The sequence below is a fragment of the Undibacterium umbellatum genome (assembly GCF_014284125.1).
In the GTDB taxonomy this organism is placed as follows: domain Bacteria; phylum Pseudomonadota; class Gammaproteobacteria; order Burkholderiales; family Burkholderiaceae_D; genus Undibacterium; species Undibacterium umbellatum.
In genome coordinates this window covers 454,197-475,743 of record NZ_JACOFX010000001.1, presented here as the reverse complement: position 1 = coordinate 475,743, position 21,547 = coordinate 454,197, and the positions used below count along the sequence as shown (strand labels likewise).

Annotated in this window: 20 protein-coding genes; 10 read left to right on the top strand and 10 right to left on the bottom strand. The window is 48.8% G+C overall.

Annotation, left to right across the window (positions count from 1 at the left end; translation table 11 throughout):
* Window positions 1-3 precede the first annotated feature (3 nt).
* Both purL and H8L47_RS02235 read left to right on the top strand, forming a co-directional pair.
* The gene (purL, locus tag H8L47_RS02240) at window positions 4-3,999 is read left to right on the top strand and encodes a phosphoribosylformylglycinamidine synthase (protein WP_186951602.1); all 3,996 of its coding nucleotides are present in this window, start codon (window positions 4-6) and stop codon (window positions 3,997-3,999) included.
* Window positions 4,000-4,160: 161 nt separating this feature from the next.
* Window positions 4,161-4,901: a substrate-binding periplasmic protein gene (locus H8L47_RS02235; protein WP_186951601.1), complete on the top strand. Its 741-nt coding sequence runs from the start codon at window positions 4,161-4,163 to the stop codon at window positions 4,899-4,901.
* A 66-nt stretch (window positions 4,902-4,967) separates the two neighbouring features.
* On the opposite strand, the gene H8L47_RS02230 is transcribed toward H8L47_RS02235, so the two are convergent.
* The 8 genes from H8L47_RS02230 to H8L47_RS02195 form a co-directional block, all read right to left on the bottom strand.
* On the bottom strand, window positions 4,968-5,744 hold the full coding sequence (locus H8L47_RS02230; RefSeq protein WP_186951600.1) for a peptidylprolyl isomerase: 777 nt from the start codon (window positions 5,742-5,744) through the stop codon (window positions 4,968-4,970).
* Between the two features lie 50 nt (window positions 5,745-5,794).
* Entirely contained in the window at window positions 5,795-6,067 is a 273-nt protein-coding gene (locus H8L47_RS02225; RefSeq protein WP_186951599.1) for a BolA family protein, read from the bottom strand.
* Complete coding sequence (locus H8L47_RS02220) at window positions 6,064-6,687, bottom strand: septation protein A (RefSeq protein ID WP_186951598.1); 624 nt, start codon at window positions 6,685-6,687, stop codon at window positions 6,064-6,066. Before H8L47_RS02220 ends, H8L47_RS02225 begins: the two co-directional genes overlap by 4 nt.
* A 10-nt stretch (window positions 6,688-6,697) precedes the next feature.
* Entirely contained in the window at window positions 6,698-7,093 is a 396-nt protein-coding gene (msrB, locus tag H8L47_RS02215; protein ID WP_222616372.1) for a peptide-methionine (R)-S-oxide reductase MsrB, read from the bottom strand.
* A 26-nt stretch (window positions 7,094-7,119) separates the two neighbouring features.
* Complete coding sequence (locus H8L47_RS02210) at window positions 7,120-8,598, bottom strand: protein adenylyltransferase SelO (RefSeq protein ID WP_186951597.1); 1,479 nt, start codon at window positions 8,596-8,598, stop codon at window positions 7,120-7,122.
* Between the two features lie 97 nt (window positions 8,599-8,695).
* Window positions 8,696-10,546, bottom strand: a complete 1,851-nt coding sequence (locus H8L47_RS02205; RefSeq protein ID WP_186951596.1) for a chemotaxis protein CheA — start codon at window positions 10,544-10,546, stop codon at window positions 8,696-8,698.
* Window positions 10,546-11,307 (bottom strand): protein phosphatase CheZ, encoded by a 762-nt coding sequence (locus H8L47_RS02200; RefSeq protein ID WP_186951595.1) that lies wholly within the window; start codon window positions 11,305-11,307, stop codon window positions 10,546-10,548. The genes H8L47_RS02205 and H8L47_RS02200 overlap by 1 nt, the downstream gene beginning before the upstream one ends.
* 270 nt (window positions 11,308-11,577) lie before the next feature.
* A complete protein-coding gene (locus tag H8L47_RS02195; protein ID WP_329605384.1) occupies window positions 11,578-12,042 on the bottom strand; it encodes a putative toxin-antitoxin system toxin component, PIN family in 465 nt (154 codons plus the stop codon).
* A gap of 22 nt (window positions 12,043-12,064) precedes the next feature.
* Here H8L47_RS02195 and yaaA point away from each other — a divergent pair, with 22 nt between their 5' ends.
* The gene (yaaA, locus tag H8L47_RS02190) at window positions 12,065-12,841 is read left to right on the top strand and encodes a peroxide stress protein YaaA (RefSeq protein ID WP_186952006.1); all 777 of its coding nucleotides are present in this window, start codon (window positions 12,065-12,067) and stop codon (window positions 12,839-12,841) included.
* 61 nt (window positions 12,842-12,902) lie between these two features.
* Here yaaA and H8L47_RS02185 read toward each other — a convergent pair whose 3' ends face one another.
* Window positions 12,903-13,706, bottom strand: a complete 804-nt coding sequence (locus H8L47_RS02185; RefSeq protein WP_186951593.1) for an outer membrane protein assembly factor BamD — start codon at window positions 13,704-13,706, stop codon at window positions 12,903-12,905.
* Window positions 13,707-13,749: 43 nt separating this feature from the next.
* Between H8L47_RS02185 and H8L47_RS02180 the strand changes: the two genes are divergently transcribed.
* Together H8L47_RS02180 and pgeF are read left to right on the top strand one after the other, a co-directional pair.
* Complete coding sequence (locus tag H8L47_RS02180) at window positions 13,750-14,790, top strand: RluA family pseudouridine synthase (protein WP_186951592.1); 1,041 nt, start codon at window positions 13,750-13,752, stop codon at window positions 14,788-14,790.
* On the top strand, window positions 14,787-15,590 hold the full coding sequence (gene pgeF, locus H8L47_RS02175; protein WP_186951591.1) for a peptidoglycan editing factor PgeF: 804 nt from the start codon (window positions 14,787-14,789) through the stop codon (window positions 15,588-15,590). The genes H8L47_RS02180 and pgeF overlap by 4 nt, the downstream gene beginning before the upstream one ends.
* A gap of 13 nt (window positions 15,591-15,603) precedes the next feature.
* On the opposite strand, the gene H8L47_RS02170 is transcribed toward pgeF, so the two are convergent.
* On the bottom strand, window positions 15,604-15,849 hold the full coding sequence (locus H8L47_RS02170; RefSeq protein ID WP_186951590.1) for a hypothetical protein: 246 nt from the start codon (window positions 15,847-15,849) through the stop codon (window positions 15,604-15,606).
* A gap of 133 nt (window positions 15,850-15,982) precedes the next feature.
* Here H8L47_RS02170 and phaC point away from each other — a divergent pair, with 133 nt between their 5' ends.
* The 5 genes from phaC (at window position 15,983) to H8L47_RS02145 (ending at window position 21,506) form a co-directional block, all read left to right on the top strand.
* Window positions 15,983-17,701 carry a class I poly(R)-hydroxyalkanoic acid synthase gene (gene phaC / locus H8L47_RS02165; RefSeq protein ID WP_186951589.1) on the top strand — a complete coding sequence of 573 codons (1,719 nt, stop codon included), beginning with the start codon at window positions 15,983-15,985 and terminating at the stop codon, window positions 17,699-17,701.
* A 44-nt stretch (window positions 17,702-17,745) separates the two neighbouring features.
* A complete protein-coding gene (locus H8L47_RS02160) occupies window positions 17,746-18,486 on the top strand; it encodes a 3-ketoacyl-ACP reductase (RefSeq protein WP_186951588.1) in 741 nt (246 codons plus the stop codon).
* Between the two features lie 447 nt (window positions 18,487-18,933).
* Complete coding sequence (gene phaR / locus H8L47_RS02155; RefSeq protein WP_186951587.1) at window positions 18,934-19,491, top strand: polyhydroxyalkanoate synthesis repressor PhaR; 558 nt, start codon at window positions 18,934-18,936, stop codon at window positions 19,489-19,491.
* A gap of 156 nt (window positions 19,492-19,647) precedes the next feature.
* A complete protein-coding gene (rimO, locus tag H8L47_RS02150) occupies window positions 19,648-21,030 on the top strand; it encodes a 30S ribosomal protein S12 methylthiotransferase RimO (protein ID WP_230413544.1) in 1,383 nt (460 codons plus the stop codon).
* Entirely contained in the window at window positions 21,030-21,506 is a 477-nt protein-coding gene (locus H8L47_RS02145) for a hypothetical protein (RefSeq protein WP_186951586.1), read from the top strand. The genes rimO and H8L47_RS02145 overlap by 1 nt, the downstream gene beginning before the upstream one ends.
* Window positions 21,507-21,547 lie beyond the last annotated feature (41 nt).

The following is a 21,547-nucleotide window of genomic DNA, read 5'->3' as shown; positions in this document are numbered from 1 at the left end:
ACCATGTTGATATTGCCAGGCTCCAACGCCCTGTCTGCTTTTCGTACCTCCGGTCTTCTTTCTCGCTTACAAGCTGTCGATGCCAATATTGTTGGCGTCAGTGGTCGCTATGTTCATTTTGTCGATACTACATCTGAACTGGTCAAGGAAGACGCTGATCGCCTGAATGCTTTGCTGGTGTATGGCGATGCATTTGCCGCTAGTAGTGAAGGGGATGTGTTTGTTGTCATTCCGCGCTTTGGCACGATCTCTCCATGGGCCAGCAAGGCCACAGATATCGTCCACAATTGCGGTATGACGCATATCCATCGTCTCGAACGCGGCATTATCTACTATGTGCAGGTAAAGACTGGATTGCTCGGTGGTGCCAAGAAACTCGCTGATGGCAGTCGTGAGCAAGTAGCCGCACTTTTGCATGATCGCATGACAGAAATGGTGCTGTCCGATGCGCAGCAAGCACAGGCGCTGTTCTCTGAACTGGTTGCTAAAGATCTGGAGCATGTTGATGTATTGCAAGGTGGCAAGGCTGCCCTGTTGCAAGCCAATACTGAACTGGGTCTGGCCTTATCTGATGATGAGATCGATTATCTGGTTGATGCCTTCACCATAGCGAAACGTAATCCTACTGACGTTGAACTGATGATGTTTGCCCAAGCAAACAGCGAACATTGCCGTCACAAGATTTTCAATGCAGACTGGACTATCGATGGTCAGAAACAGGATAAATCCCTGTTCCAGATGATCAAGAATACCCACGAGCTTCAACCTAAGGGCACCATCGTTGCCTATAGCGATAATTCTTCCATCATGGAAGGTGCGGTGGTCAATCGTTTCTTCCCTTCTGGTAAGGGTCAGGTCTATCAGGTCACAGAAGAACTGACGCATACCCTGATGAAGGTGGAAACGCATAATCACCCAACCGCCATTTCTCCATTCCCAGGCGCTTCTACTGGCGCTGGTGGTGAAATTCGCGATGAGGGTGCGACCGGTCGTGGTGCCCGTCCAAAAGCGGGCCTGACCGGCTTTACTGTATCCAACCTGATGTTGCCAGGCGCACGCCAGGCCTGGGAAAATGCTGGTGACAGCTTGACTGCAAAAGTCGATGCGAATGCCTACGGCAAGCCAGACCGCATTGCTTCACCGCTACAAATCATGATAGAGGGCCCTTTGGGTGGCGCGGCTTTCAATAATGAATTTGGTCGTCCTGTTCTTGGTGGTTATTTCCGGACCTTCGAGCAAAACGTCGGTGGCACGGTGTATGGCTATCATAAGCCCATCATGATTGCTGGTGGTATCGGCAATATTTCGGACAGGCACACCAAAAAGAATGATTTGCCAGTAGGCAGTCTGTTGATACAACTGGGTGGCCCCGGCATGCGCATAGGCATGGGCGGTAGTGCGGCTTCTTCAATGGCGACAGGTACTAACACGGCGGATCTGGATTTTGATTCTGTGCAACGTGGTAATCCTGAGATGGAGCGTCGTGCTCAGGAGGTCATCAATTCCTGCTGGCAGTTGGGCGATGATAATCCTGTCTTGTCCATTCATGACGTAGGTGCCGGCGGCCTGTCGAATGCCTTCCCGGAAATCACTAATGATGCCAAACGTGGCGCCTTGTTTGATTTGCGCAAAGTGCCGCTGGAAGAAAGCGGCATGGCCCCGAAAGAAATCTGGAGCAATGAATCGCAGGAGCGATATGTCCTGGGTATTGCACCGGAAAGCCTGGAGCTGTTCCGCCATTTCTGCGAACGTGAGCGTTGCCCGTTTGCCGTGGTTGGTACCGCGACTGAAGAACGCCAGTTGCGCGTCATCGATCCGCTAAACGACACCTCACCGGTGGATATGCCTATGAATGTCTTGCTGGGCAAACCACCCAAGATGCATAGGGATGTTACCCATGTCAGCAATGACTTCCCTAAAATTGATTTGACAGGCATCGATCTGCAAGTTGCTGCTGAACGCGTGCTGAGCCTGCCCACAGTTGCGGACAAGTCCTTCCTGATCACCATTGGTGACCGCACAGTTGGTGCGACTTCAGTGCGTGACCAGATGGTGGGGCCATGGCAAGTGCCAGTAGCAGATTGTGCCGTGACGACCATGAGCCTGGAAGGCTATCTGGGTGAAGCAATGTCCATGGGTGAGCGTACACCGCTGGCCGTGATTGATGCTGCGGCATCGGGCCGTATGGCAGTCGGTGAAGCAATCACCAATATCGCCGCTGCACCAATCAAGGATATTTCGGACATCAAATTGTCGGCCAACTGGATGGCGGCCTGCGGCCAGCCTGGCCAGGATGCTGCCTTGTTTGATACTGTAAAAGCAGTCGGCATGGAATTATGTCCGGCACTGGGCATCAGTATCCCGGTCGGTAAAGATTCTCTGTCCATGCGTACTACCTGGAAGGATGAAGGAGAAAGTAAGGCGGTGACTTCGCCAGTATCGCTGATTATTTCTGCTTTCTCGCCAGTCTATGACGTGCGCAAGTCATTGACGCCGCAAATACGGCTGGACCAGGGCGATACCAGCCTGATTCTGATTGACCTGGGACGTGGCAAGAATCGCTTGGGCGCTTCCTGCTTCGCGCAAGTCATGCAGCAACTTGGGAATGAAGCACCTGATGTTGATAGTGCAGAAGACCTCAAAGCTTTCTTTGCTGCTATCCAGCAGTTGAATAGCGAAGACAAATTGCTGGCTTACCATGACCGCTCTGACGGTGGCCTGTACGCCAGTCTGTGTGAAATGGCTTTTGCTGGTCGCGCTGGCTTGTCCGTCAATCTCGATATCCTGACCATGGATAGCGAGCATGCGGCAGACCAGGGTGATGCCAAGAACTGGGCCAGCCAGGTATCTGAACGTCGTAATGACATGACATTGCGGGCCTTGTTCAATGAAGAGCTGGGTGCCGTGATACAAGTGCGCACTGAACAACGTTCAGAAGTCATGGACGTCTTGCGCAGCTTTAATCTTGGTGCCTGCAGCCATATCATCGGCAAGCCAAACAATAGCGGTGTCATCGAATTTACCCGCGATGCCAAGCAAATCTATACTCAACCAAGAACTGCCTTGCACCAGTTGTGGAGTAAAACCAGTTGGCAAATCGCTCGCCTGCGCGATAATCCTGCTGGTGCAGATGCTGAATATGCGCGCATCGTTGATGCAAATGACCGAGGCATGCAGCCTAAATTGAGTTTCGATCCTCAGCAAGACGTGGCCGCGCCGTTCATTGCCACTGGCGTGCGTCCCAAGGTCGCCATCTTGCGTGAGCAGGGTGTGAACTCGCACATTGAAACTGCCTATGTCATGCACAAGTCAGGCTTTGAAGCCGTAGATGTACACATGAGTGACCTGATTGCTGGTCGCGCAAAACTGGCTGACTTCAAGGGCCTGATCGCAGTTGGTGGCTTCTCTTATGGTGACGTACTTGGGGCAGGTGAAGGCTGGGCAAAAACTATTCTGTTCAATGCCATGATGTCTGATCAGTTCTCGCAATTTTTCCATCGCGACGATACTTTTGGCTTGGGTATCTGTAATGGTTGCCAGATGATGAGTAATCTGAAATCCATCATCCCTGGTGCGCATGCTTGGCCCAAATTCACCAAGAATAAGTCTGAACAATTCGAGGGCCGTTTTGCCATGGTGGAGGTGGCTGAGTCTGCTTCCATCTTCTTCCAAGGTATGGCTGGCACTCAAACACCTATCGCGATTGCCCATGGCGAAGGTTTTGCTGACTTCTCAACGACGGGTGATATTGCCAGGGCACAGGTTGCCATGCGCTTTATTAATAATGCTGGCCTGGCAACGGAAGCTTATCCTTACAATCCAAATGGTTCGCCGCAGGGCATTACATCGGTCACCAATGAAGACGGTCGCTTTACCGTGTTGATGCCGCATGCAGAACGTGTGTTCCGCTCCGTGTTGCATTCATGGCATCCAGATGGTTGGGGCGAAGATTCTCCGTGGATGCGCATGTTCCGTAATGCACGGGTATTTGTTAGTTAGGTTTTTGAAGGCGCAGACTACAGGGCGAAATCATGGAAATGATTTCGCCCGTTTTATTTAATCCATGTCTTGTGAAGTTGCTTTACATTTGGATTAATATGAATGCGTTGGGAGGCGCAGCTTTCCCTATAATGAATCGTCAGGGAAACTTCTCTAGATAAATGCAATATTTGTTATTCTTTACGTTGTTGTTTGCCTTGCATGCTACTGCAGCAGCAGAGCGTTTGCGTGCCTGCGGTGGTGACGGTAACTGGCCACCCATGTCTTATGTCAAGGTGGCTGGGGCGGCTGTTGAGGGGCTGTCCGCCGATGTGATGCGAAGTATCTTTGCCGATCCCAAGATAGAGCTCAGACCCTGGGCGCGTTGCCTGTTTGAAGTGCAGGCACGTGAGGGTTTTGATATCGTAATGTCGATATTCAAGAATCCCGAACGCGAGAAGATTTACCTCTTTTCTCGTAGTTATCACAGCCTCACACCGTCCTACCTGTATTCTGCCAGGCGCTTCCCGCAGCCACCCCTGCAAGCGCTCAGTGATCTGGAAAAATACAAAGTATGTTCGTTGCACGGCTCATCCACTTTTTACACTAAACTGCCCGCATCGGCGATTGAGAGTGGGGCGACCAGTTATACTAGTCTGATGCGCAAGATAGAGCGCGGCCATTGCGACATCGTGGTGGATATGCAGGAAGTATTGTGGGGATTTGCGCGCCTGAGCCTTTTGCCTCTGGATATGAGTACTTATAAAATACTCAGTCTGCCGCAGACAGAAAAGTACCCTTTGCATTTCGGCGTCAGCAAAGAGCATCCACAGGCGACACAAATCATCGAGCAATTAGATAAGGGGCTGGCTGAGTTGCAGCGTAATGGCAAGTTGATCAGCATTATTGGCAAATACCAATAGCATGGTGTGGAAGGCAAAAAAGAGGTGCATGTGCACCTCTTTTTTATCAAGCAGAGCTAGATGGAATTACTGTATCTTGGCTTTTTTGATCAGTGCTTGCTGATATGCCTGGACGCGCTGCTGCTGCAAACCTTCTACAAACTGAGGTTTGACTTCTTCTACGGTAGGAAACTTTGCAGTACGGGTATCATCCAGTTTGATGATATGGAAGCCAGCTTGGGATTTCACAGGTGTTTCAGTGAATTGACCTTTTTGCAGGGCTTTTACAGCTGTTGCAAAAGTTGGATCCCAGTTATTAGGAGTCGACCATTCCAAGTCGCCGCCTTTGGAAGCAGAGCCAGCATCTTTTGATTGCTTGGCAAGTTCTTCGAACTTGGCACCGGCTTTCAGTTTGGAGATAACGGCTTTGGCGTCATCTTCTTTCTCCAGCAAGATATGGTACAGGTGATATTCTTTATCGCCAGCCTGTGCTTTCAACTTGTCATACTCGGCTTGTACTTCTGCATCGCTAACAGGGCTCTTTTTCAATTGCTCTATCATCAGCGCGCGCACCAGTATGGATTGACGGCTTGCTTCGATGGCTTGCTTTACTTCAGCGTTATTTGCTAATCCTGATTTTTCCGCTTCTTGTATCAATACTTCGCGGTTAATCAGTTCCTGCTTCAACATGGCGCGCAATTGCGGGCTGTCTTGCTGTTGTCCTTGAGCAGTTACTTGTTTGACTAATATTTCAAGGCGGCTGGCGGGGATTGCTTTGCCATTGACCGTAGCCAGATTTTGAGCCATTGCAGGGAGGGCAGTTGCAAGAAGTACTACCAGCAAATGAGCAGGTTTAAAAGTCATTGTCTGTTCCTAAATAACAAAATAAAAAAAACGGATTATAAATAAACTGCTTAGGTCGCTATCTCTGACGGACTTAATGCCACAATATTGAGGGCATGAATTTCCGTTTGCATCATATCGCCAACGGCATCATACACTAGTCGATGGCGGGAAATACGGTTTAATCCGTCAAATTGCTGACAAACTATTCTTACACTGTAATGACCTGCGCCACCTGCAGCACCAGCATGGCCGCGATGTGCTTCGGAGTCATCTGTTAGTTGACATTGCGCAGGCTGCAAGGTTTCCGTCAGGCGCGCTAATATTTTCTCCTGACGTGTCATTGTGCTGGTTCTTCCATGTATTTAGCTAAAAACAGGCTTTGGATGATGATAAATGCTGGCATGATGGCAACAACAGCAAGTAGTTTGAAGTTCGCCCAGGTGTCCGTAGAGAAATTAAACGCTACATACAGATTGACGAATCCCATGAGCAAGAAGAAAAGCATCCAGGCATAGCTGAGGCGTGTCCAGATTTGCTCAGGCAGTTTGATTTGCTCGCCCATTGCCATTTGAATCAGGTTTTTCTTGAAAACAAGCTGAGCCAGGGCAAAAGCACCAAAGTAACACCAGTACAGCACGGTGGGCTTCCATTTAATGAAGGCTTCGCTCTGGAAATACAGGGTCGCGCCACCAAACACCATGATGATGATGAAGGAGATCCACAACATGGCATCGACTTTTTTACGACGCACGACCAGGTAGCCAATCTGGCATATGGATGCGACCAGAGTAAGCGCTGTTGCCAACAATATAGGGGCCAGTTCGGCGCTTGTTACGCCTCCTGATACTACGCTGGAAAAATAATCGGATACCAGGGATTGTGCAGTAGCAGGATTTCTCTCACCCCATTTAAAGGTGACAAAAAATAAAACTACCGGAAACATGTCAAAGAGAAATTTCATTTACAGACAATTAGGTTGCAGGGTCAAATTTCAAGGAGGCGGAATTGATGCAATACCGCAATCTCGTAGGTGGTGGTCCATCCGGGAATACATGTCCCAGATGGGCGTCGCAGATATTACACAATATCTCAGTGCGCGTCATGCCATGAGATGTATCAATTTTCTCACGCACATAGGCTGGATTAATTGCTTTGAAGTAACTTGGCCATCCGCAGCCAGAATCAAACTTGGCATCTGAGGTGAATAAGGGGGTGCTGCAACAGACGCAGGTGTAGGTTCCGACCTCATGGTGGTCCCAAAATTTCCCACTGAAAGCACGTTCGGTAGCTGCATGCCGGGTGACTTCATACTCCATGGAGCTGAGCTGCGCTTTCCATTCGGCATCCGATTTGACGATTTTACTCATAATTTTCTCTGCATTTCTTTTTCATATCAGGATGAACAGCTGACTTCCAGATGTTTGGCCCAGTCGGGTGGCAATTCTGCATAGCCGTCATGTTCCACTTGTTCGTCATACGGGTTTTCCAGAATATTCAATAATTTCCTGACTTCTGAAAAATCCTTTTTTTGCGCTTTTTCTATCGCTACTTGGGCAAGATAATTTCTTAAAATATATTTCGGATTGACTGACAACATGCTGGTTTGACGAGTCTGTTCATCACTTTGTTCCATAGCCAGGCGAGCGCGGTAATTAATCAGCCACAGGTCAAGGCCATCCCTATCCAAAAACAAATCACGTACTAGCTCATCCTTGGTCGATTTCTGATTTGAAAGCTTACTTAAATGACGGAAACTCAGGGTAAAGTCGGCATGATTACTTTGTAACAAAGTGAAAAAGTTGGCGAATAAGTCCAGATCACCTTCGTGATCTGTCTTTAAGCCAAACTTTTGATGCATGAGTTCTGTCCCTTTCTGTCGATAAACGGCTGGATAATGGCTCAGTGCAGCGTTGGTGTCGTCGACGCTGCCTATGAGCGGGGACAGAGCTTGCGCCAAAGCCTGGCAATTCCAGTTGCCTATGGCTGGTTGCATGCGGTAGGAATAGCGCCCTTGCTGGTCGGTATGGTTACAAATGTGTTTTTCATCGTAAGCTTCCATGAAGCCGAAAGGACCATAGTCCAAAGTCTGACCCAAGATGGACATATTGTCGGTATTCATGACCCCGTGCATAAAGCCAACAGCCTGCCAGTGAGCCATCAATTCAGCCGTGCGTGTGGTGACGGTGGAAAGCAACGCCTGGTAGGGATTATTTTCTGCCAGCAGTTCAGGGTAAGACTGTGCAATGACATAATCGGCAAGCAAGCGCAGGTCGTCCATCCTGTCGTTGTAATACCAATGTTCAAAAGAGCCAAAGCGTACAAAGCTGGGTGCTACACGGGCGACGACGGCGCTGCTTTCTGGCGTTTCGCGAAAAACCATTTGGTCTGAACCGATAACGCACAGTGCGCGTGAAGTGGGGATGCTCAACGCCGCCATTGCTTCCGAACATAAAAATTCGCGTATGGAAGAGCGCAATACTGCACGCCCGTCACCCATGCGTGAATAGGGGGTCATGCCTGCGCCTTTCAGCTGGATCTCGAGATACTGATCAGCATGGGACCTGCCGCCTAGTAGCAAGGCGCGGCCGTCACCGAGTTGACCAGCCCAGACACCAAACTGATGCCCCGAGTACACGGCTGCCAAGGGTTCGCTGCCAGGCAGGATCTGGTTGCCGGAAAAATAGTCAAGAAATTCAGGTGAATTCAGGCTGGCCCGATCCAGGTTTAATTGCGCAGCAACTTCAGCGCTGGCTGCCACCAGATAAGGCTTGTCTATAGGGCTGGCGGAAAGATGGGTATGGAAATGCGGAGGAAGATCGGCAAACTGATTCTCCAGCACGAAATCCTGCAGAGAGAGTGGGGGAGTGGTCATGAGGCGCCGTATGGCTATAAAAAGAATAAACGCATTTTGACAGATTTGGCCAAAATGCGTTTATCAGGTGCTTTGCTACTTAAATTTATACTGCAACTCAGGCGGTAATGCGTTCCCTTGTCTTGCAACCATCAATCAGGAAGGACAGGCTGATTACCAGGACCAGCTCACCTTCAGCAGAACGGGCAGTGCCGGTAATGCCCGGTGTGCTGATGCAGGTTAGTGGCTTGATCACCAGATCTGCTGTGCCATCTACCGCATCTACAGACAGGATGTATGGGCTGGGGGCGGCAATGACAATGCCAACTCTTTCAGATGCTGGCGTATAGCCCAGTATCTTGCCTAGTGACTTGACGGGTAAAGGCCGGCCGAGATCGCGCAATACAGGTTGACCACCCACACTTTCAAAGGTTTCAGGCAATTCAACGACGCGTTGTACAGTCGCCATTGGCAATGCCAGTGAAGCACCATCGGTGCGAACTAGCATGGTCGGTACGATAGACAGCTCAATCGGCAGACGGATCAGAAAGGTTGTACCTGATCCCAATTGAGAGGCAATTCGTATCGCGCCACGGTGGCGCTCAACGGCGGTTTTTACCACGTCCATACCAACGCCGCGGCCAGATACGCTGGATGCGACTTCCTTGGTAGAGAAGCCTGGCAAGAACACCAGTTGGAAAGCTTCGTCATCCGTACGGGCATCATGCATATTGATTAAGCCTTTGGAGACGGCTTTATCACGCAGTCTTTGCGCATCCATGCCTTTGCCGTCATCAGTCACTTCTATCATGACGCTGCTGGCTTCCTGCCAGGCTTTCAATGAAATCGTAGCGCGGGGTGACTTGTTGGCATTGATGCGCTCTTCAGCGGTTTCTATGCCATGATCAAGCGCATTGCGCAGCATATGCACCAGCGGGTCGTACAAGCTGTCAACGACAACACGATCCACTTCAGTCTCGGCACCAGCAATGTTCAGGTCTACTTCTTTACCGAGGTCACGTGCCAGTTCCCTGATCAATCTGGGGAACTTCTGGAACAAACGTCCCACTGGTTGCATGCGGGTTGCAAGTGTGGCACGTTGCAACTCGGTTGAATAGCGGGATGCTCGGGTCAGTGTCTCTGTTAAAGCTGACATCAAGGGCGCAGCTTGCCCATCAAATTTGAATTGCGAGAGTTTTTCCAGAAGTACAGCGGCCTGATTGGCGGCTTGCACAGATTCGCCTGCAACTTCGAGCAAGACATTCAACTTGACCGCATCAATACGTATGCTTTCTTCTTTGGCAGGCGCGTTTTGCTTGACTTCTCCTCCAGAGAGTGAAGATTTGACAGCTTCTGTTTCTTCTCTTGGTGTTGGCGCATGTACGTCTTCTGCCTGTGCTTCCTCAGCTTCTGCCTCGACTACATCTTCGGGCAGGGTGCCAGGTGGCGTCACAGCACGGTAGTAAGCATTCCAGTCGACTTCACCGGTTGCAGCTTTTTTAGCCTCCGGAGCTGCAGCTTTTACTTCGGCTTTGGGTGCTTCTGGCGTTTTTGCTTTGGCTGCTGCTGGTTTCTTGCTGACACCCTTCATTTCTATGGCATCAGTCAACATTTTTTCCAGTGACTTGGGCATGGTAGACAATTTGTCCGGCTCAGTACCATTATTTAGCGCAGTCAGTTGGTCAGCTACAAAGCCACTGGCTTCAAGCGCTGCTTCTATGGCTTCTGGCGTGACAGGTACTTGGCCTGTGCGCAAAGCGTCGAAGAGATTTTCGGTCAAGTGGCATGCCGACACCATGGCGCTCAAATTCATGAAGCCTGCGCCACCCTTGATTGTATGGAACGACCGGAATACGGCATTGAGCGTATTCATGTCGCCGGGATTGCGCTCGAGTGACAGTAGATGTTCTTCTACATTGGTCGCCAGATCGAGCGCTTCGACGACAAATTCTTTGAGCATGTCATCCATTAGAAGCCCAGACTATCAAGTAGGTTATCTACATCATCCTGTTCCAAAGCTGCGTTCGGGACGGAAGGGCCTTCCATCAATTCTACTGCTTTTTCTTTCAGATCAGATGGTGCATTATCCAGGAGTATCTGTGCAAGCTCGTGTTCCACACGTTTATTGATGGCGACCACTTTTTTAATTAGCTGGCCAGTCAGATCCTGAAAGTCCTGCGCCATCATGATGTCCAACAGGCGCGCCTTTTCAGCATCTGTAGCAGTCAGTACAACGTTGGCAAAGGCTTTGGAGTCGGCTGCGAGAGACTTGAATTCTTCAACGTTGAGTTTGCCATCGAATAATTCTGTCCAGCGCGCATCCATAGATTTGGCTTTTTTTGCCAGTTCATCTTGTTCTGGCATGCCAAGGTCTGTTGCATTCAAGACTTTGTTGGCTGCCTGCTCAGTGAGGGTGGCGACATATTCGAGTCTGCCCTGAGCATCTGCAATTTGTTCTGCAACATCGGACAAGGAGCGGTCATAGCCCAACTCGCGCATGGAGTCGTGCAACATTCTCACTAGCCCACCCAAACGATCAAACATTGGTAGGCTTGAATCAGCATCGCCACCATGAAGATTGAATTTGACAGGAGGGGCTTCCTGCAATGGTGAAGCGCTGCTCGTGGCGGGCGGAGTCTCTTCGGAAGTGGCGGGGGCTACATTGGTTTCCAGGCGCTGATTGGCCATTTCCTCAAACAATGCGTCCAGATCATCTGCTGAATCGGTCATAGTCCTTTGTTCTCCATAATCGCATTGATCATTGTGTAAAACATTCACGAATGTCATGGTGTGTCAGCGAGAGTATGCAGAAATTATCTGATGTAGCTGCCATTCAGATACTAAGATTCCGCATGGACTCCGGTCATTTTCCCAATTTAATTTCAATAAATTCGGGTTTAGTTTAATGCATGAACAAGACTGCTTTTTGCTCTCGTTCATAGTAGCAGGACATTACCGAAGAATAACTCAGAGTAATAAAATTTGTCATTCTTTTGTTGGTCACGATGCAGTTTTGTCACATTCTTTTACGTAAGTTCGCAAAAATTGTTCTGGAGTCTCTATCCTGAACATGCCCGCTTGCTTCATTTTTCTGGCGAGCTTGAGTAAAGCCTTATCTTTGGTGATCAATACCTCTGCTTGTGCGTCGCGCGCAATTTCCAGGAACTTCTGGTCATCTTTGTCACTACAGACTGGGAGTTTACATCCGGTGTCAGCGGGCGAGAGACAATTGATGTTTGCATCAAACACTGCAGTGACCGCTGTTGCGTTTTCGTGTCTGGCCGCTAGGTGGGGGTAATTGAGTACAGCTATCCATTCATCGCGACAGTCTGCGCGTGTTATTGCCTGCAACTGCCCACTGCCGAGGCCCTGGAGCAAAACAGACCATCTGGAATCTTTGAATACAAATAAATCCAGGCATACATTGGTGTCAATCACTACGCGCTTAGGTATGATGTCGGTCATTTTTGTCATTTATATTCAATTTATGCTCATTGTATTATCTCCAGCCAAGAGCCTGGACTTTGACACAGTTGTAAAGTCCAGAACGGTGACCACTCCCCATTTTTTGGACGAAGCCAACGAGCTGATAGCCATTACGAGGACCTATAAGCCCGAACAATTGGCGGACTTGATGGGCATTTCGCCGGCCCTGGCGCAACTTAATGTCCAACGTTTTGCCGATTGGCAGGTGCAAGCGACGCCATTAAATAGCAAGCAGGCAGTTTTCGCGTTTAATGGCGACGTTTACGAGGGGCTGAATGCTGCCAGCCTGACTGCGTCACAGTTAAAGTACTTACAAAATCATGTGCGCATTTTGTCTGGTTTGTACGGTTTGTTGAGGCCGTTTGATGCCTTGCAAGCATACCGCCTGGAAATGGGAACAAGACTCAATAACGTTCACGGTAAAAATTTATATGCCTTTTGGGGAGATAAAATAAGTTTGTTATTGAGTGATGTTATTCAGCAACAAAAATCCAAGAATTTGGTGAATCTGGCTTCGGATGAGTACTTTAAAGCTGTCAAGCCAGCTTTATTGGGCGCACCAGTGATCTCTCCAGTTTTCAAGGATTGGAAGAATGGTCAATACAAAATCATTTCTTTCTATGCAAAACGCGCCAGGGGCTTAATGGCCAAGTATAGTGCGCAGCATGCGATACGCAAGGTCGAAGACTTGAAAGCCTTTTCCGAGGAGGGGTATACCTATTGCGAAGAAGAATCGACCAAGCTCAGCTGGGTATTTCGCCGAAAAATTGAAGATTAAGATGCAAAATCAACATTCACCAGACCGTCAGTCGAGCTGGTGGATGCAGAAATTTGCGGATCTACCAGAATTTCCACCATGCGGTGTTTGCCTTACCTTTGCCTGTCAGGTAGTCACTTTTCGGGAAGTTTTGCAGGAATACTCTGTTGGCGTCATCGCGCAACTCTGTCATACCCATGGCATCGTAAGAGCGTATCAGGATAAACATCGCTTCTTCAATGGAAGGTGCATCTGGATATTCCTTGATTGCTGCCTGGGCGCGGTTGGCCGCTGCCAGGTAGGCACCGCGGCGCAAATAATAGCGTGCCACGTGCACGTCGTATTGTGCCAGGGCATTCACCAGATATTTCATGCGCAAGATCGCGTCTGGCGTATACTTACTGTCTGGGAACTGGGTTGCCAGTTGTTTGAAGGCGTCAAAAGAGTCGCGGGAGGCTTTTGGGTCGCGTTCAGTAATATCCTGATTGGCCAAGAAATTCAATAAACCGACCTGGTCATTGAAATTGATGACGCCGCGCAAATAGTACATATAGTCTACGTGGCTATGATTTGGGTGCAACTTGATGAAACGTTCAACTGCCGCCAATGCCTGGGCTTGATCGCCTTGCTTGTAATAAGCGTAGGCAGTTTCCATTTGAGCTTGTTGTGCATACGTACCAAAAGGAAAGCGAGATTCCAGCTTTTCAAAGTACTGAACTGCTCTTTCATAGCTCCCACTAGACATTTCGTCTTTTGCTTCAGCGTATAATTTTGATGCTGACCAGGTTCTGGTCTCATCGCCTTTTTCGCCAAACACCCCGCAGCCGCTTAAACTTAAGGACGCGGCAACAGCCAGAACCAGCAATTTCAAAGATTTAATGTGCATAAATTTGTGCGTGAGCATGAAAACAATTTACGGATTATAGCCGATGGCAAAAAATGTGAAACAAACTACTACAGTGATTTTGTCAGATTCCGACCTGGAGACTGAATTTGAAGAGCTGAATGATAGCGCCGAAGCGGACGAAGTTTTTTCGCCGGTAGTCGAAAACATAGAATTAAAGCTCACATCAGAAGCCTGTGGTGAGCGTTTGGACAAGACTTTGTCCAAACTGGTTCCCCAATATTCCAGAAGTCGCATCCAGCAATGGATAGAGGCAGGCTTTGTCAGTGTTGATGGCAAACCAGGTCGTGGCAAAATGACCATGTTGGGTGATGAAAAAATCATTATTGAGCCGCAAGCAGCGCCTGACGAAGGTGCTTATGCGCCTGAAGACATCGCTTTGAACGTGGTGTATGAAGATGATGACATTCTGGTCATCAATAAACCGGCTGATATGGTAGTGCACCCGGCAGCTGGTAACTGGTCAGGTACTTTGCTGAATGGCTTACTGTATCGCTGGCCTGCTTTGCTGGGCGTGCCGCGTGCCGGCATCGTCCATAGGCTGGATAAAGATACCTCGGGCCTGATGGTCGTCGCAAAAACCCTGATTGCCCATACTGAACTGGTGCGCCAGTTGCAGGACAGGACAGTCAAACGTGAATATAATGCGCTGGTATGGGGTACACCTAATTTGTCAGGTACAGTAGATGCGCCTATGGCCAGACATCCGCGTGATCGCATCAAGATGGCAGTTTCACAAAGCATGCTCGCCAAACCAGCAGTCACGCATTTCCAGCGTGTAGCAGCTGGTATGCTGGAAAAATTTCCTGTCAGTCTGGTGGCCTGCCAACTCGAAACTGGTCGCACTCATCAGATACGTGTGCATATGTTGTCATTAGGTTTTCCTTTGGTTGGCGATCCTTTGTATGGCAAGCAGCATCTGGCGCGTTTCTTTAATCGCCAGGCATTGCAAGCGCGCAAGCTGGGTTTGACGCACCCGACCACAGGTGAGCATGTGGAGTGGGAAATCCCATTGGCTGATGACTTCGCAGCATTGCTGCTGCAGGCTGGCATACAGACAGTATGAAATCGGACAGCAAGGTCCTAACTGCACTTGCTCCTTTCCCGGTAGTGCTGCCCAACTGGCAGCATGCGCCCGCCGCCGTGCGGGCGTTCACCACTACCCGTCACGGCGGGTTCAGCAATGGTCCCTATGGAGAAGCGGCCGGCAGCGCTGGCCTCAATCTCGGTGACCATGTCAACGACAACCCGGTCGCAGTAAAACATAATCGGGATAAATTAAATCTGCTATTGCCTTCAGATGTCATATTCTTATCACAAGTGCATGGCAATATAATACTTGATGCGGCTGATCTCGCTGCTGGCAATATCGGCGATGCCGTGCTCAGTACGCAAGTTGGCCAGGTCTGCGCAGTGTTAACTGCGGATTGTTTACCCGTCTTATTCACTGACGTTTCTGGCAAGGTGGTTGCAGCAGCGCATGCGGGCTGGCGTGGTTTGGCATCAGGAGTGTTGCAAAATACTGTGACAGCCATGCGTGCCAAGGGTGCGCAAGAAATTATCGCCTGGCTTGGTCCGGCGATAGGGCCGCAAGAATTTGAGGTTGGGCGCGATGTATTGGATGTTTTTGCTGCGCAGGTTCCTGATGTGCAGGCTTATTTTGAAGCGAAAGCCAGCCAGGATGGTTCGGAAAAATATCTGGCTGATCTGTATGGGCTGGCAAGAAAATTGCTCAATGACATAGGCCTTAGTCAGGTTGCTGGTGGTGACCGCTGTACGGTGACCGAAGTTGCGGAATTTTATTCTTATCGCCGTGACAGAGTTACCGGAAGAATGGCCAGCCTGATCTGGATAGCACCAAATTAACAAAATGTTTGGATTAATCTGCTTTTGTTTCTGCTTGTTGATGGTCACCTGAAACTGTTGGAGTTCCAGATTGTTTTTGCAGTGCAGCTTGTTTTTCCCGTTGTTCACGCTTGCGCTGTGGTGTACGCATCAGGTATAAAACTATTGTTAAAGGAAAAACGCAATACAAGAGGAAAGTCATGATGCCTGCAATAACAGAGTGCTCTGTGATTGACATCATCAGTACGACATAAATCCAGGCGATTGCGACGATATACATAAAAAGACCTTAATTATTATTGTGAGTATTGGGTGGGCATTTGCAATAACGGGAATTGTATTGCGGCCTCATTAATCAGGGAAAGAAAGCTTAAAATTATTTCGAAACGATACGCGAAAATCAGGAGGCACGCATGAAGACTTTCGATCCTCAAGCTATGTACTCCGAGTGGATGTCACAGCTAGTGAATCAAGATAAATGGCAGGAGTGGATGAAACCTGCCGCAACGATGAACCCTATGCCGGCGGCAGACATGCTGAAGGATTTGGGGGCGCAGATAGACCAAGCCACAATGACGCGCTTGCAAACGGAGTATATGCAAGAGTTTGGCAAGCTATGGCAAGACTTTGCCATATCCAAAATTCCTGATTTGAATGACAGGCGTTTTTCTGCCCCGGACTGGCATAACCATGCCATGCACTCTTATAGTGCGGCTTCTTATCTTTTGAATGCGCGATTTTTGATGGCCATGGCTGAGTCTGTTCAGGCGCCAATCAAGACAAAACAGAAAATCGGTTTTGCAGTGCAGCAAATGATTGATGCCATGTCGCCGGCTAATTTTCTTGTCACCAATCCAGAAGCGCAAAGCAAACTGATAGAGAGTAAAGGCGAGAGCCTGGCCAAGGGCATTACCCAAATGCTGGCCGACATGCAAAAAGGTCGTATTTCCCAGACAGATGAATCTGCCTTTGAAGTCGGTAAGAATGTCGCTACCTCAGCTGGCACGGTGGTGTATGAAAACCGTTTGTTCCAATTGATTCAATATCAGCCAACCACCAAGACTGTTCATCAGCGCCCGTTGCTGATGGTGCCACCTTGCATCAATAAATTCTATATCCTGGATTTGCAACCTGAGAACTCGGTTGTGCGTTATGCAGTTGATCAGGGGCATACAGTTTTCCTGGTGTCATGGGCAAATCCGGACGAAAGCATGGCTGAAGTCAGCTGGAATGACTATATCGAAGATGGTGCCATACAGGCTATCAAGGTCGTGCAAAAGATCAGCAAGCAAGACAAGATCAATACATTCGGCTTTTGCGTAGGCGGCACGATTGTTTCTACAGCCTTGTCAGTATTGGCGGCACGTGGCGAACATCCGGCCAGTAGCTTGACATTATTGACCACTTTGCTCGACTTTACACAGACTGGTGTGCTGGATGTGTTCGTCGACGAAATGCAAGTCAAGATGCGTGAGCAAACAATAGGTAGCCGCGGGATTTTGCCTGGTAAAGACCTGGCTAGTACGTTCTCCAGCCTGCGAGCGAATGACTTGGTCTGGAATTATGTTCAGTCAAATTACCTCAAGGGTGAAGCACCGCCACCATTTGATCTCTTGTATTGGAATGCGGATAGCACCAACTTGCCTGGCCCCATGTTTTGCTGGTATCTGCGCAATACCTATCTGGAAAACAAGCTCAAGCAGCCAGGTGCGTTGACAGTGGCAGGCAGCAAGGTTGATCTTGGCAAAATAGACGCGCCTTGCTTTGTCTATGGTTCCCGTGAAGATCATATTGTCCCTTGGCAGGCAGCTTACGCTTCCACGGCTTTGCTAAATCCCCGTCATAAAAACAGGAACCGTTTTGTACTGGGTGCTTCTGGCCATATCGCTGGTGTGGTCAATCCTCCGGCCAAGAAAAAAAGAAGTTACTGGACCAATGAGCAAACTGGCCTGGATTCAGAAAGTTGGCTGGCAAGCGCTACCGAACACCCAGGTAGCTGGTGGCCAGAATGGTCGGCCTTTTTGGCGGAACATGGTGGTAAAATGGTAAAAATACCAACGATCCCTGGTAATGCAGATTTCCCGGCGATTGAAGCTGCACCAGGGCGTTACGTGAAGGTAAGAGCAGATTGAAGGTTTGTTGTTAAGTAATAAAAATTTCAATTAGGAGAACAAATATGTCAAAACGTGTTGCTTATGTAACTGGTGGTATGGGTGGTATTGGAACTCCAATTTGCAGACGTTTGTGCAGAGATGGTTATACAGTAGTTGCTGGTTGTGGCCCTAATTCAGCCCGTAAAGATAAATGGCTGGCAGATATGCGTGCTGAAGGCCTGGATATTCACGCTTCTGAAGGAAATGTGTCGGATTGGGAGTCAACCAGAGCAGCTTTTGAAAAAGTCAGGGCAGAAATTGGTGAAGTCGATGTGTTGGTGAATAATGCTGGTATCACCCGTGACGGCCAGTTCCGCAAGATGAGCAAGGCAGATTGGGATGCAGTCATGGATACCAATCTGAATTCTCTGTTCAACGTCACCAAGCAAGTCATCGATGGTATGGTAGACCGCGGTTGGGGTCGTATCATCAATATTTCCTCCGTTAATGGTCAAAAAGGTCAGTTTGGGCAAACTAATTACTCTACTGCTAAAGCTGGCATTCATGGATTCTCCATGGCTCTGGCGCAGGAAGTGGCGACCAAGGGTGTGACTGTCAATACGGTTTCCCCAGGCTATGTTGGTACTGACATGGTCAAGGCTATACGTCCTGATGTATTGGAAAAAATTGTTGCTGGTATCCCCGTCAAGCGTCTGGCTGAGCCTGAAGAAATTGCTTCTATTGTTGCCTGGATTGCATCTGATGAAGGTGGTTATGCTACTGGCTCAGACTTCTCCATCAATGGTGGTTTGCATATGGGCTAATCACCGCCATCCTTCAGAACCTGTTTCCGATCTTACTGCGCGTGCGTGGTCGAGGCTCATGTGTTGCTCAAAATGCTCATGTACTAGTGTACATTCCGCTTTTTGCGTTACTCTTCACCTCGCTGACGCTCGCTCGCTACAGATCCTAAACAGGTTCTTAGAAACTGCCGGGAATTAGAATAAATTTTTTAAATTGGCTTTTTAGCCTCCCTGATTGCTGTCTTTCTTCTGCAGTGCGGTAAAATATGCCCATCCGAGTCGCAAGATTTCGATGGGCATATCTTTTGCAGGCTGCAGAATATAAGATGCAAATAAAAAGGGGACAAACATGAAAGCTGTTTTGGTCGTGCCAGAACAAGAAATCATGTTTGCGTGAATAGTCTGTGCTGCTTTGACGAGTGATCCTCAGCAAGTGGCAGGATATCGAAGTGTTTAACTGAGATCTCAATGAATAGCGCAAAAAAATCAACACAGCATCTGATCAAGAAATATCCTAACCGTCGTCTGTACGACACGCAAACCAGTAGCTATATCACGTTGGTCGACGTCAAACAGTTTGTATTGGAAAACGATGATTTCGCGGTAGTCGATGCAAAAACTGGCGAAGATTTGACGCGCAGCATACTGTTGCAAATCATTCTGGAAGAAGAGGCGGGCGGTTCACCGATGTTTTCCAGCGTCGTATTGTCGCAAATCATTCGCTATTATGGTCATGCCATGCAAGGCATGATGGGTAATTATCTGGAAAAAAACGTCCAGGCCTTTATCGACATCCAGAACAAGCTGGCCGAGAATTCCAAGGGCATTTATGAAGGCAAGCCTTTCAGCCCTGAAATGTGGACCCAGTTCATGAATGTTCAGGGCCCGATGATGCAGGGCATGATGGGCAACTACATAGAACAGAGCAAGAATTTGTTTGTGCAAATGCAAGAACAAATGCAAAGCCAGACAAAAAACATGTTCAATGTCTTCCCGTTCAATCCTGAAGATGTGAATAAAAAGTAAATAAACAATAAATAAAATACAGCTTGAACAGGTTAGTATTCTGACTTAAGCCCCTGATTCTTCAGGAAATTAATCGCAGATGCGGCAAGTTGGGCTGGCAAAAAGGGTACAATAGCGGATTCGCTTTTGTACCCTTTTTGCTATTAATTATCCCATATGTCTATCTCAGAAATTCGTCGTCAAGAAATGCCTGCTACCCACAAGGTGGGATTTGTTTCCCTGGGTTGTCCGAAGGCTCTCGTCGATTCCGAACAAATCCTGACCCAATTGCGTGCTGAGGGTTATGACACTGCCAAATCCTATGATGGTGCTGACCTGGTCATCGTCAACACCTGCGGCTTCATTGATGCCGCCGTACAGGAATCCCTGGATGCAATAGGCGAGGCTTTGGCTGAAAATGGCAGGGTGATTGTGACCGGTTGTCTGGGCGCTAAAAAAGGTGCTGATGGCAAGGACATGATACAGTCCATACACCCCAAAGTACTTGAGGTGACTGGCCCGCACGCAGTCGGCGAAGTCATGGCGGCAGTGCATAAGCATTTGCCAAAGCCGCATGAACCCTTTATGGATTTAGTGCCTCCACAAGGCGTCAAACTGACGCCCAAGCATTTCGCTTACCTGAAAATATCCGAAGGCTGCAACCATCGTTGCAGCTTCTGCATTATCCCCTCCATGCGTGGTGACTTGGTATCTCGCCCGATTGCCGATGTGATGATGGAAGCAGAAAACCTGTTCAAGGCCGGTGTCAAGGAATTGCTGGTGATTTCCCAGGACACCAGTGCCTATGGCGTTGATGTGAAGTTCCGCATGGGATTCTGGAACGGCAAGCCGGTCAAAACACATATGACGCAATTGGTAGAGGCCTTGGGTGAATTGGCCAAGCAGTATGATGCCTGGGTGCGCCTGCATTATGTCTATCCGTATCCGCACGTAGACCAGATCATTCCTTTCATGAACAATGGACATGTCCTGCCTTACCTGGACGTTCCTTTGCAGCATGCTCACCCTGACGTGTTGAAGCGCATGAAGCGTCCAGCCAGTGGCGAAAAAAATATAGAACGTATCAAGGCATGGCGTGAAATGTGCCCTGAGATCACGATACGCTCTACCTTCATCGCCGGCTTTCCAGGTGAGACAGAGGAAGAGTTTGAGTATCTGCTCGATTTCCTGAAAGAAGCTGAAATTGACCGTCTGGGTTGCTTTGCCTATTCGCCAGTCGAAGGCGCAACCGCCAATGAAATCGCCAATCAATTGCCAGATGAGGTTCGCGAAGATCGCCGCCGTCGCGTTATGGAATTGCAGGAGGGTATATCCAAAAAACGCCTCCAAGCAAAAATCGGCAAAACTATGCGCGTGCTGATCGATTCACTGGATCGCAGCGGTGGCGTAGGCCGCAGTTCTGCTGATGCGCCTGAGATTGATGGCGTCGTCTATGTGAAGCCACCTTTCGAACCACACCGTAAACTCAAGGTTGGTGAATTCGTTGAAGTAAAAATTACTGCGGCTGATGCCCATGATCTGTGGGGCGAAGCAGTCTGATGAGATTTTTACGTTTAGTTTTATTGCCACTGACTCTGCTGTCAGGGTTTGCAGCTCAGGCTGAAGATAAGTCCGAACCTGTTCCTGCTGTGAAATCAGGCTTTGCGCCCATGTCCAATCCTTTTTTTGCCGGTGCAATTGAATTGCGTGGCACCATGGGGAGTGACAAAATCCGTATGCACATACAGCCCAAACCCGAAGACCGCGACAGTGTCGAAGGCTCTTATGTTGTTGCAGGTGGCAAACGCAATAATGGGAAGAAGATTTTGCTGGCAGGCGAAGTCAGTAAAAACAAACTCAGTATGGAAGAGTCAGAGGACGGCGTAGATGTCTCTGGTCAATGGGATGGCGAGCTCAAGGATAATGTGATACGCGGCGTCTGGCAATCAGACGATGGCAAAGTCAGCAAGGAATTTGTGTTGGAATTGTTGCCACCTTCCAAAACAAGGAAAGTCAAAGCTTCCTCTGCTAAATAAAGTTTTAGGTTTGGTGCTCTAGTCATGCACTGTCATCGAAT

What these genes read in the sequence shown, in the direction of transcription:
- purL (WP_186951602.1), top strand. Translation starts at nt 4, where the DNA reads ATGTTGATATTGCCAGGCTCCAACGCCCTGTCTGCTTTTCGTACCTCC.
- H8L47_RS02235 (WP_186951601.1), top strand. Translation starts at nt 4,161, where the DNA reads ATGCAATATTTGTTATTCTTTACGTTGTTGTTTGCCTTGCATGCTACT.
- H8L47_RS02230 (WP_186951600.1), bottom strand. Translation starts at nt 5,744, where the DNA reads ATGACTTTTAAACCTGCTCATTTGCTGGTAGTACTTCTTGCAACTGCC.
- H8L47_RS02225 (WP_186951599.1), bottom strand. Translation starts at nt 6,067, where the DNA reads ATGACACGTCAGGAGAAAATATTAGCGCGCCTGACGGAAACCTTGCAG.
- H8L47_RS02220 (WP_186951598.1), bottom strand. Translation starts at nt 6,687, where the DNA reads ATGAAATTTCTCTTTGACATGTTTCCGGTAGTTTTATTTTTTGTCACC.
- msrB (WP_222616372.1), bottom strand. Translation starts at nt 7,093, where the DNA reads ATGAGTAAAATCGTCAAATCGGATGCCGAATGGAAAGCGCAGCTCAGC.
- H8L47_RS02210 (WP_186951597.1), bottom strand. Translation starts at nt 8,598, where the DNA reads ATGACCACTCCCCCACTCTCTCTGCAGGATTTCGTGCTGGAGAATCAG.
- H8L47_RS02205 (WP_186951596.1), bottom strand. Translation starts at nt 10,546, where the DNA reads ATGGATGACATGCTCAAAGAATTTGTCGTCGAAGCGCTCGATCTGGCG.
- H8L47_RS02200 (WP_186951595.1), bottom strand. Translation starts at nt 11,307, where the DNA reads ATGACCGATTCAGCAGATGATCTGGACGCATTGTTTGAGGAAATGGCC.
- H8L47_RS02195 (WP_329605384.1), bottom strand. Translation starts at nt 12,042, where the DNA reads ATGACCGACATCATACCTAAGCGCGTAGTGATTGACACCAATGTATGC.
- yaaA (WP_186952006.1), top strand. Translation starts at nt 12,065, where the DNA reads ATGCTCATTGTATTATCTCCAGCCAAGAGCCTGGACTTTGACACAGTT.
- H8L47_RS02185 (WP_186951593.1), bottom strand. Translation starts at nt 13,706, where the DNA reads ATGCACATTAAATCTTTGAAATTGCTGGTTCTGGCTGTTGCCGCGTCC.
- H8L47_RS02180 (WP_186951592.1), top strand. Translation starts at nt 13,750, where the DNA reads ATGGCAAAAAATGTGAAACAAACTACTACAGTGATTTTGTCAGATTCC.
- pgeF (WP_186951591.1), top strand. Translation starts at nt 14,787, where the DNA reads ATGAAATCGGACAGCAAGGTCCTAACTGCACTTGCTCCTTTCCCGGTA.
- H8L47_RS02170 (WP_186951590.1), bottom strand. Translation starts at nt 15,849, where the DNA reads ATGTATATCGTCGCAATCGCCTGGATTTATGTCGTACTGATGATGTCA.
- phaC (WP_186951589.1), top strand. Translation starts at nt 15,983, where the DNA reads ATGAAGACTTTCGATCCTCAAGCTATGTACTCCGAGTGGATGTCACAG.
- H8L47_RS02160 (WP_186951588.1), top strand. Translation starts at nt 17,746, where the DNA reads ATGTCAAAACGTGTTGCTTATGTAACTGGTGGTATGGGTGGTATTGGA.
- phaR (WP_186951587.1), top strand. Translation starts at nt 18,934, where the DNA reads ATGAATAGCGCAAAAAAATCAACACAGCATCTGATCAAGAAATATCCT.
- rimO (WP_230413544.1), top strand. Translation starts at nt 19,648, where the DNA reads ATGTCTATCTCAGAAATTCGTCGTCAAGAAATGCCTGCTACCCACAAG.
- H8L47_RS02145 (WP_186951586.1), top strand. Translation starts at nt 21,030, where the DNA reads ATGAGATTTTTACGTTTAGTTTTATTGCCACTGACTCTGCTGTCAGGG.